Genomic DNA, 9,405 nt, shown 5'->3' on the forward strand with positions numbered 1-9,405 from the left:
GCGGCGTGCGCGGCGCGGCGGCGAGGTCGGGCAGCCCCACGCCGAGCCTGACCTCGGTCGCGCCGCCGTCGTCACCGACCCGGACGCAGAGCGCGGACCCGTCGGGCGCGGCCAGGCGGGGCGGAGCGGTCGGCGGAGCGGTCGGGCCGGTCGGCGCGAGGTCGGGCAGCTTCGGCAGCGCGGCGAAGCGCCCGAGGGTGATCGGCTCCGGTTCGCCCTGACGGGTGCGGGCGAGCAGCAGGCCGGCCTGCAACTCGGTGATGCCCGCCAGGCCGTCCCGCAACGCGACGGCGTACTGCCGGCCCCCGCCGGAGTTGCGTACCAGGTAGACGTCGCCGATCCGCGCCCCGGACACCCGCGCCGAGCGTTCCCCCTCGGCGGGCAGGGCCAGCGGGGCCAGGTCGGCGCCCGCGGGCAGGCTGTTGAGCAGCGCCGGCGCCGCCGGGACCGCCCGGGCCCGGGTGGCCGCCAGGGCGGCCAACACCCGGTTGGGGTCGCGCAGCAGGTAGCGACGCTGGTGCCAGACCAGGTGCAGCGCGCCGTCGGGGTGGCGCAGCAGCAGCGCGTCCTCGCCGAGCGCCCGGCCACCGTCGCCGGCCACGCCGATCAGCAGCGCCGACCGCGGCGTCGACCGGTTGTCCTCGGGGGCCGCCACGGAGCAGACCGTCCACGGCGCGGTCGACAATCGTCCGGGCGCGGGCAGCGAGTCGGGGGCGTCGGCGATGCCCAGCGGCAACCCACGCGGCACCCCGTCGATGGCGCGGCGGGAGACGAGCACGGTCTTCGGCCGGTCCGCGCCGATGATCAGCAGGGCCGACGCGTAGTTGAGCACCGGGTGCAGCTTCTGCTCCCGGTAGACGAAGCGGGCCCCGGACTCCTTCTCGACGATCACGGCGCCCGGGTCGCGCCAGCTGCTGCCCCCGCCGGCGAAGAGGCCGTAGAGGGCGAAACCGCCCAGGCCGATGGCCGCGACCAGGACGCTGGCCAGGGCCGCGCCGGCCAGCCGCCGGAACGGCGACTGCGCCGGGTCGGTCTCCCGCATCACCAGGGCGGCGACCGCCCGCTGGACGGTGAACTGGTACGAGTGCAGCTGGTCCTGCCGCGACGGCATGGGATCCCCTCCGGTGGTGCGGTCGGGGCACAGGATAAGCGTTCCGTCGATGTCCCGAGGACCCTGCGTCGCGGCGGCACGCCCCCGCCGTCGCCGGCGTCACCCCGGGCGGGCGCTCCGGCGGATCAGGCCAGGCCAGGGAGCACCCCCGGGGACTGGCACCTGCCGTACCCCCGGGGGTAGCATGGCGTCGTCGGGTACCCCCGGGGGTATAGTGGTGACGAGGAGGTGCGGAGTGAAGCTTCGACCCGAGATGACGAGCGACGCGCTGACCCGCCTGAAGCGGGCCCGGGGGCAGCTCAACGCGGTCATCGAGATGATGGAGACCGGCCAGGACTGCCGCGACGTGCTGACCCAGCTCGCCGCGGTGTCGAAGGCGATCGACCGGGCCGGCTTCAAGATCATTGCGTCCGGGATGCGGCACTGCAACGCCGCCCGCGAGCGCGGCGAGGCGCCGGAGATGACCGAGGAGGAGCTGGAGAAGCTCTTCCTCTCGCTGGCCTGAGCACACCGGCACGGAGCACGGCCACCCACGTCGCGTGACAGCGACGTGGGTGGGTAAGCAGTGCGCACACGTCGACAACCGCGGACGTGTGCCCGTCGGATACCCCCCGGGGTATGGATCCCACAAGGAGCACGGCAATGGCAGTTGAGGTGTCCGTCATCGCGACGTCCTCGCTCGGCGACCGCAGTTACCTGGCCTCCGACGGCGCGGTGGCGATCGTCGTCGATCCCCAGCGCGACATCGACCGGGTCACGTACCTCGCGGGCGCCAAGGGTGTGCGCATCACCCACGTGGTGGAGACCCACATCCACAACGACTACGTCTCCGGCGGCCTGGAACTGGCCCGGCTGACCGGCGCCGACTACCTGGTCGCCGCCGACGACGAGGTCGGGTTCGACCGGACCCCGGTCGCCGACGGCGACACCGTGCCCGTCTCCGGCACGATGCGGCTCCGGGTGGTGGCCACGCCGGGGCACACCTTCCACCACCTGTCGTACGCGCTCGACGAGGCCGACGACGGCGGCTGGCGGCCGGTCGGGGTGTTCACCGGCGGCTCGCTGCTCTTCGGCACCACCGGCCGCACCGACCTGCTCGGCGCGCAGCACGCCCACGAACTCGCCCACCACCAGCACGCGTCGGCGAAACGGCTGGCCGACCTGCTGCCCGACGGGGCCGAGGTGTGGCCGACCCACGGTTTCGGCAGCTTCTGCTCGGCCAGCCAGTCCGACGCGCCGGAGTCGACCATCGGCCGGGAGAAGCGGGCCAACCCCGTGCTGCGGCTGGCCGCCGACGAGTTCGTCACCGAGACCCTGGCCGGACTCGACGCCTACCCGGCCTACTACGCCCACATGGGCGTGGCGAACCTCGCCGGTCCGGCGCCCGTGGACCTCACCCCGGTCGCCCGGGCCGACGCCGCCGCGCTGCGCGAGCGGATCGCCGACGGCCAGTGGGTCGTCGACCTGCGGCACCGCAAGGCGTACGCCGCCTCGCACCTGGCCGGCACCGTCAGCCTCGGGCTCGACGGCCCGATGTCGACCTGGCTCGGCTGGCTCGTCGACTGGGGCACACCGATCACCCTGCTCGCGGAAACCGCGGCGCAGGTCGCCGACGCCCAGCGCGAACTGGTCCGCATCGGCATCGACCGGCCCGCCGCCCAGGCCACCGGGACGGCCGAGCAGTGGGCCGCCGACCCGGGGCAGCTGCGGGACCTGCGGACCGCCGACTTCCCCGCGCTGGCCGCCGCCCGCGCCGGCAACACCCCGGCGGGGCTGCCCGCCCCGGACGTCGTGCTCGACGTCCGGATGACCAACGAGTGGCGCGCCGGCCATGTCGAGGGCGCCGTGCACGTCCCCCTGCCCGACCTGCGGGCGCGGCTCGCCGAGGTGCCCCCGGGCGTGGTCTGGGTGCACTGCGGCTCCGGGTACCGGGCCACCGCCGCCGCGTCGCTGCTGGCGAACGCGGGCCGCGAGGTCGTGGTGCTCGACGACGCGTTCGCCCGGGCCGAGGCCGCCGGCGTCGCCATGGTCGGCGGCGCCTGACCTGAACCGGGCCGCCGGCCGCCCCCCAACGCGGCGGGCGGGCCCCCCCAGCGCCGGGCGGGGCCGCCCGACTGCCGCGGGGCCGCGGGCGGCGCCCGCGGGGGGCGCCCGGCCAGCCCCTGCGCCGGTCGGCCCCCGCGAAGCGGCTTCGGCCGGCCAACCCCCTGTCCGAGTCGGCCGCCGCGAAAACGCCGTGGCCGGCCGGTCCCTGCCCAGATTCCGCGCGACACACCCCGAATGAGGAAGAATGAGCACTTCGGAGAACGCCCGCCCCGCCGTCCTCGACGCCGCCGCCCTGCGCGAGCTGATCGACTCCGGCCGCGCGCCCCGCCTGCTGGACGTGCGCACCCCGGCGGAGTTCGAGACCGCGCACATCCCCGGTGCCTACAACGTCCCGCTCGACCTGCTCAAGGAGCACCGCGAGGAACTGCGCCACCACCTCGACGAGGACGTGGTGCTGATCTGCCGCTCCGGTGTCCGCGCCACCCAGGCCGAGCAGGCCCTCTCCGGGGCCGGGCTGCCCCGCCTCAAGGTCCTCAACGGCGGCATGACGGCCTGGCAGGCCGCCCACGCGCCGATCACGCAGGGCGCCCCGCGCTGGGACCTGGAGCGACAGGTGCGGCTCGTCGCCGGGTCGATCGTCCTGGTCAGCATCCTGGGCTCGGTGTTCGTGCCCGGCCTGAAGTGGGTGGCCGGCTTCATCGGCGCCGGGCTCACCGTCGCCGCCGTCACCAACACCTGCGCCATGGGCATGCTGCTCGGCAAGCTGCCCTACAACCGGGGCGCCAGCTGCGACCTGGACACCGTCGTCGGCCAACTGCGTGCGGGGTCGACAACCGGGCAGCGGTCGTGACCGGCGGCCTCGCGCTGACCGTCGGGCTGGCCGTCCTCATCGGGATCAGCCTCGGCCTGCTCGGCGGGGGCGGCTCCATCCTCGCCGTACCGCTGCTGGTCTACGTCGCCGACCTGCCGCCGAAGGAGGCGATCGCCACCTCGCTGCTGGTCGTCGGGGTGACCAGCGCCGTGGGCGTGCTGCCCCACGCCCGCGCGGGCCGCGTCCGGTGGCGGACCGGCCTGGTCTTCGGGGCCGCGGGCATGGCCGGCGCGTACGCCGGAGGCCGCCTCGCCGCGTTCGTCCCGGCCGCGGTCCTGCTCGCCGGCTTCGCCCTGATGATGCTCGCCACCGCGACGGCCATGATCCGCGGCCGGCGCGACCGCGGCGGCGGCCGGCCCGTGCCGCACGAGTTGCCGGTGCTGCGGGTGGTGCTCGACGGCGCCGTGGTCGGCCTGGTCACCGGCCTGGTCGGCGCCGGCGGCGGCTTCCTGGTCGTCCCCGCCCTCGCCCTGCTCGGCGGCCTGCCGATGCCGGCCGCGGTCGGCACCTCGCTCGTGGTCATCGCGATGAAGTCCCTCGCCGGCCTGGCCGGCTACCTGTCCACCGTCGACGTCGACTGGGGCCTGGCCGCCGCGGTCACCGCCGCCGCCGTGGTCGGCAGCCTCGCCGGCGGCCGGCTCGCCGGGCACGTCCGCGAGGACGTGCTGCGCAAGGCGTTCGGGTGGTTCGTGGCGGCGATGGGCCTCTTCGTCCTCGGCCAGCAGCTCCCCGGGCAGGTGCGGACCAGCCCGCTGCTCTGGGTCGTGGCGGGAGCGGTGGCCGCCGCCGCGGTCGGGGCGCTGCTGCGCGACCGCCGGCGCCGCGCCCGACCCGACCGGACGGCGGGTGCCGGTGTGCCGCGCCGTCGCCGGCGACGCCACCGGCACGACCGGCGCGACCGGCACGACCGGCGCGGCCGGGCAGACCGACCCGGCCGGGCGGCGGTGCGGCCGTGACGCCAGCTCCAGCGGCGGGCGGAGTCGCGGGGCGACCCGGCGGGCCGGCGCCACTCAGGGACGCAGGATCAGCCGGATGGGGTTGCCCTCCTTGGTGTGCACCCGCCGCACCGCCTCCTCCGCCTCGGCCAGCGGCAGCACGTCACTGATCGACGCGCTCAGGTCGAGCCGCTTCTGCCGGGCCAGGGACACCAGTTGCTCGACGTGCGCGGACTCCGAGCCGTAGTGGCCGAGCAGCGCCTGCTGGAAGTAGTTGAACGGGCTGTCCGACGCGATCGTGACCGGCTTGTTGGCGATCCCGGCGAGCACCAGCCGGCCCCGGCGGGCGAGCACGGTCAGCGCCTGCTCACGGACCGGGGTCACCCCGGCGAAGTCGAACGCGACGTCGAGGCCCCGCCCGCCGGTCAACTCCAGCACGGCGTCGCGGAGCCCCGGGTCGGCCGGGTCGAGCGCCGCGTCGGCGCCCAGCGCCGTCGCCCGGTCCCGCGCCGCCGCCAGCGGCTCCACCGCGATCACCGGGGCCGCACCCACCAGACGCAGCAGTTGGACGGCGTGCGCGCCCAGGCCGCCCACGCCCCACACCGCGACCGCCTCCCCGGGCCGGGTGCGCCCGGTGTCCGTCACCGCCGCCCAAGGGGTGGAGACCGCGTCCGGGATGATGCAGGCCTGCTCGAACGGCAGGTCGTCCGGGATCGGCACCACCGTGTCCTCGCGGGCCACGGCGTACTCGGCCCAACCGCCGTCGTAGTCCACGCCCCGGGTGAACACCGTGCCGCGCCGGTCCCGCTCCCCCGCCTGGAGCAGCACCCGCTGGCCCGGCTCCCACCCCTCGACGTCGTCGCCGAACGCGTCGACCACCCCGGCGACCTCGTGGCCGAGCGTCACCACGTCGCCGGGCAGGTAGAGCGGCGTGAGGGTGCCGTCGATCAGGTGCACGTCCGACAGGCAGACACCCGCCGCCTCGACCCTGATCCGCACCTGCCCACGCTCCGGCTCCGGCACCGGCACCGACTCCATCCGCAGCGCTCGGTCCGCCACGTGCAGCCGTCCGGCCAGCATGTCCGCCACAGTGCGCGCTCCCTGTCCGGCCCCCGGTCGGCGGCCCTCGACGAGCGCGCATACCCGGCTGGGCGGAAGGAATGCGCGCCGGTGGCCGGCCCTCGGGGCGCCGCCCGGTAGCATCCGGGCCCGTGGGCGTGCGATTCGAGGAACTGGCCTGGCGGGACACCCCGATCGGCCTCATCAGCCTGCGTCGGCGCCGCGACCCGTCGCTCGACGTCGAGGTGTACGAGGTCAAGCTCGACGACGAGTTCCTGATGTCCAGCCTCTTCCCCGTCGCGGAGATCGAGCTGGCCCGGCTGGGGCTGGCCCCGCTGGCCGGGCGCGACCTCGACGTGGTCGTCGGCGGCCTCGGCCTCGGTTACACCGCCCGCACGGCGCTCTCCGACGAGCGGGTCGGCTCGCTGCTGGTGGTGGAGGCGATCGAGGACGTCATCGACTGGCACCGCCGCGAGTTGCTGCCGTTCGCCGCCGGGCTGGCCGCCGACCCGCGGACCCGTTTCGTGCGGGCCGACTTCTTCGCCGCCGTCGCCGGCGGCACCGGCTTCGACCCGCAGGCGCCGGGACGGCGGTTCCACGCCGTGCTCCTCGACGTCGACCACTCGCCGCGCAACGTGCTGCACCCCACCCACGCGGCCTTCTACACCCCGGACGGCCTGCGCCGGCTCGCCGCCCACCTGCACCCGGACGGGGTGTTCGCCCTCTGGTCGGACGACCCGCCCGACGCCGCGTTCGAGGAGGCGCTCGCCGCGGTGTTCCGTACCGCGCGGGCGCACGACGTCCCGTTCGCCAACCCGCTGACCGGCGGGGAGTCGACCAACACCGTGTACGTCGCCCAGCTCTGACAGGCCACCTGACCAGGCGTTCCGGCGCTCCGCGCCGCATGGTGCGGGCCGGACCGGGAAGGCGGGCGGGGGCCGCGACGCGGCCGGAGTCACGGGAGGTCGACATGCGGGCCATGCTCTGGGTCGTCGCCGTCATCGCCGGCGCGCTCGTCCTGCTCGGGCTGCTCCTCGAGGCGGTGCGCTGGCTGGTGGTCATCGGCGCGGTGGCGCTGCTCGCGGTCGTCGTGTTGGCGGCGGTCAAGGGGCGGCAGGCGATGCGCCACTCCGCCGGGCGCCGGTGACGTCGAGCGCGGCGGCCAGCTCCTCGTCGTAGGTCGCGATCGGTCGCCCGTCGGCGGCGTAGGCGACGAGCCGGCCGTGGGCCATGGTCGCCGACCGGAACGAGAACGTCCGGGGCCCCGGATGGGCCGCCAGCAGCGGGATGACCCGGGGCGCGCCGCCGGGGGCTGAGTGGTATTCCAGCCGGGCCACCGCCGGCGACACCACCCCGTTGACCCGGACCTTGGTCTTTTCGCGCCGGGTGCCGAAGGTAACCGGGGCGTCGGTGCCGTACGCGGCGCACTGCACCGGGCCCCGGCAGACGAAGAAGTAGCGCGGATTGTCCACGTCGGACAGCGTGTACGCCTTGAACGTCGGGTCGGCGCCGGCCGGCAGCGGCTGCACGGCGAAGAACGCCACGGCCAGCGCGGCGGTGGTGCCCACCCGCAGCCAGCCGCGGGCCGCCCGGGGGCGCCGGCCCGCGCCCGCCACGGCCAGTGCCGCCCCGCCGAACCCGGCGAGGCAGAGCACCCCGACGCCGAGCGCCCGGGCGTTCTCGAAGAGGAACTGGATCCCGGGGGTCGTCGAGACCGGGGCCAGCACCACCCCCAGCGAGACCACCATCGCCACCAGCAGCGCGCCGCCGGCCACCCGCCGGGCGATCCCCTCGGCGCCGATCAGCAGCATCGCCGCCAGCACCGGCCAGATCTGGTGGTGGGTCCAGGACACCGGGGACGCGGCGACGGTGGCGCACCCGACGAGCACGGCGGCGTGCCCGGGCCGCCCGTGCGCGGCGAGGTGCCGCGCCCGCAGCAGGGCCACCCCGCAGAGAACGGCCACCAGGGCCGCCCAGAGCAGCGGCAGGGACGCCTCGTCGAGCCCGATCCGCAGCAGCATGCCGTGCACCGACTGGTTGCCGAGCGAGGCGAGGTTGCCGATCCGACCCGTGTCGCGCATCGCCTCGGTCCAGTACGTCCAGCTCGCCGCCGGCAGGACCGCCGCCCCCAGCGCGGCGCAGCCCAGGAAGGTGACCACGGCCCGCCCGGCGTCCCGGTAGCGTCCGGTGGCGAGGAAGTAGACGACGAACAGCAGCGGGGTCAGTTTGATCGCGGCGGCCACCCCGACGAGCACGCCCCGGAGTCGGGCCGGGACGACGCCCATGCCGTCCAGCAGCGCGAGCAGCACGATGAAGATGCTGACCTGGCCGAAGCGGAGGTTGCTCTGCACCGGCGCGGAGAGCATCAGGGCGCAGGCGACGGCCGGCACGACGAGGGCCTGCCGGGGCCCGGGGCCGGCGAGCAGGCGGCCCACCGGCACCGCGATGGCGACCACCGCGAGGCAGGTCAGCGCCAGCCAGACGCCCTGCGCGACTCCCTCGGGGACGGCGGCGACCGGCCAGAGCACCAGCGCCGCGAACGGCGGGTAGGTGAACGGCCCGCCGTTCTCGGCGACGAAGTCGTACAGCGGTCGGCCGGCGTGCAGGTGCAGCAGCGCGCCCCGGTAGATGTGCAGGTCGGAGAGGCGGTCCGGGCGGAGCGTCACGAGCGCCGACGACCCCGCGGCGACGATGACGAAAACCGACCAGAGCACCGCCGCCCGCCGATCCCGCATCGTCGGAGTCTACGGCCGGCGTCCGGGCGCCGGGGACCCCGACCAATACCTACGTGACCGTAGGTTACCGTGAAGTAGGCCCGGCGGCGCGTGAGGTGCGGAGGAGAGACATGGACCTGAGTGCGGAGCGGCCCTGGCTGCGCAGCTACGCCCCGGGCGTGCCGGCGACCATCCCGCCGTGCGACGAGTCGCTGGTCGACCTGCTACGCGACGCCACCCACCGGTTCGGTCCCCGGGTCGCCCTCGACTTCTTCGGCGCCACCACCACCTACGCCGACCTGTTCGACCAGGTAGGCCGGGCGGCGGAGGCGCTGCGGCGGCTCGGCGTCGACCGGGGCGACCGGGTGGCGCTGGTGCTGCCGAACTGTCCGCAGCACGTGATGGCCTTCTACGCCGTGCTGCGCCTCGGCGCGGTGGTGGTGGAGCACAACCCGCTCTACACCGAGCAGGAGCTCACGCACCAGCTCGCCGACCACGGCGCCCGCGTCGCGGTCGTCTGGGACAAGGTGGCGCCCCTCGTCCGCCGTACCGCCGGCGCCACGGCGGTCGAGACCGTGGTCGCGGTGGACCTGACCCGGGCATTGCCCCGGCGCAAGCGCGGGGCGCTGCGGCTGCCGCCCCCCGGACGATCCGGATGGGCGGGACGCC

Annotated in this window: 9 protein-coding genes and 1 pseudogene; 7 read left to right on the forward strand and 3 right to left on the reverse strand. The window is 75.8% G+C overall.

Features of this window, described 5'->3' with window-relative positions:
- The coding region (gene eccB / locus AB0L34_RS30905) for a type VII secretion protein EccB (RefSeq protein ID WP_363708840.1) at positions 1-1,111 on the reverse strand (1,111 nt) is incomplete at its 3' end.
- 235 nt (positions 1,112-1,346) lie between these two features.
- On the opposite strand from eccB, the gene AB0L34_RS30910 reads away from it, so the two are divergent.
- The 4 genes and pseudogenes from AB0L34_RS30910 to AB0L34_RS30925 all read left to right on the forward strand — a co-directional run.
- Positions 1,347-1,616, forward strand: a complete 270-nt coding sequence (locus AB0L34_RS30910) for a metal-sensitive transcriptional regulator (RefSeq protein WP_350711866.1) — start codon at positions 1,347-1,349, stop codon at positions 1,614-1,616.
- Between the two features lie 137 nt (positions 1,617-1,753).
- Positions 1,754-3,154 (forward strand): MBL fold metallo-hydrolase, encoded by a 1,401-nt coding sequence (locus AB0L34_RS30915; RefSeq protein WP_363708842.1) that lies wholly within the window; start codon positions 1,754-1,756, stop codon positions 3,152-3,154.
- 247 nt (positions 3,155-3,401) lie between these two features.
- Complete coding sequence (locus tag AB0L34_RS30920) at positions 3,402-4,007, forward strand: rhodanese-like domain-containing protein (RefSeq protein WP_363708844.1); 606 nt, start codon at positions 3,402-3,404, stop codon at positions 4,005-4,007.
- Positions 4,004-4,762 (forward strand): annotated as a pseudogene (locus AB0L34_RS30925) (sulfite exporter TauE/SafE family protein); the annotation flags it as partial. The gene AB0L34_RS30920 and the pseudogene AB0L34_RS30925, both read left to right, overlap by 4 nt.
- Positions 4,763-5,038: 276 nt before the next feature.
- Here AB0L34_RS30925 and AB0L34_RS30930 read toward each other — a convergent pair.
- Entirely contained in the window at positions 5,039-6,043 is a 1,005-nt protein-coding gene (locus AB0L34_RS30930) for a zinc-binding dehydrogenase (protein ID WP_363708854.1), read from the reverse strand.
- A 131-nt stretch (positions 6,044-6,174) separates the two neighbouring features.
- Here AB0L34_RS30930 and AB0L34_RS30935 point away from each other — a divergent pair, with 131 nt between their 5' ends.
- Entirely contained in the window at positions 6,175-6,888 is a 714-nt protein-coding gene (locus AB0L34_RS30935) for a spermidine synthase (protein WP_363708846.1), read from the forward strand.
- A 104-nt stretch (positions 6,889-6,992) separates the two neighbouring features.
- Complete coding sequence (locus AB0L34_RS30940) at positions 6,993-7,169, forward strand: hypothetical protein (protein ID WP_363708848.1); 177 nt, start codon at positions 6,993-6,995, stop codon at positions 7,167-7,169.
- Here the strand turns inward: AB0L34_RS30940 and AB0L34_RS30945 are convergent.
- The gene (locus AB0L34_RS30945; protein WP_363708850.1) at positions 7,126-8,757 is read right to left on the reverse strand and encodes a glycosyltransferase 87 family protein; all 1,632 of its coding nucleotides are present in this window, start codon (positions 8,755-8,757) and stop codon (positions 7,126-7,128) included. The two genes, AB0L34_RS30940 and AB0L34_RS30945, sit on opposite strands and share 44 nt — an antisense overlap.
- 110 nt (positions 8,758-8,867) lie before the next feature.
- Between AB0L34_RS30945 and AB0L34_RS30950 the strand changes: the two genes are divergently transcribed.
- Positions 8,868-9,405, forward strand: a 538-nt coding sequence (locus AB0L34_RS30950; protein WP_363708852.1) for an AMP-binding protein, incomplete at its 3' end; no start/stop codon positions are given.

Source organism: Micromonospora sp. NPDC052213 (genome assembly GCF_040679695.1).
GTDB lineage: Bacteria > Actinomycetota > Actinomycetes > Mycobacteriales > Micromonosporaceae > Micromonospora.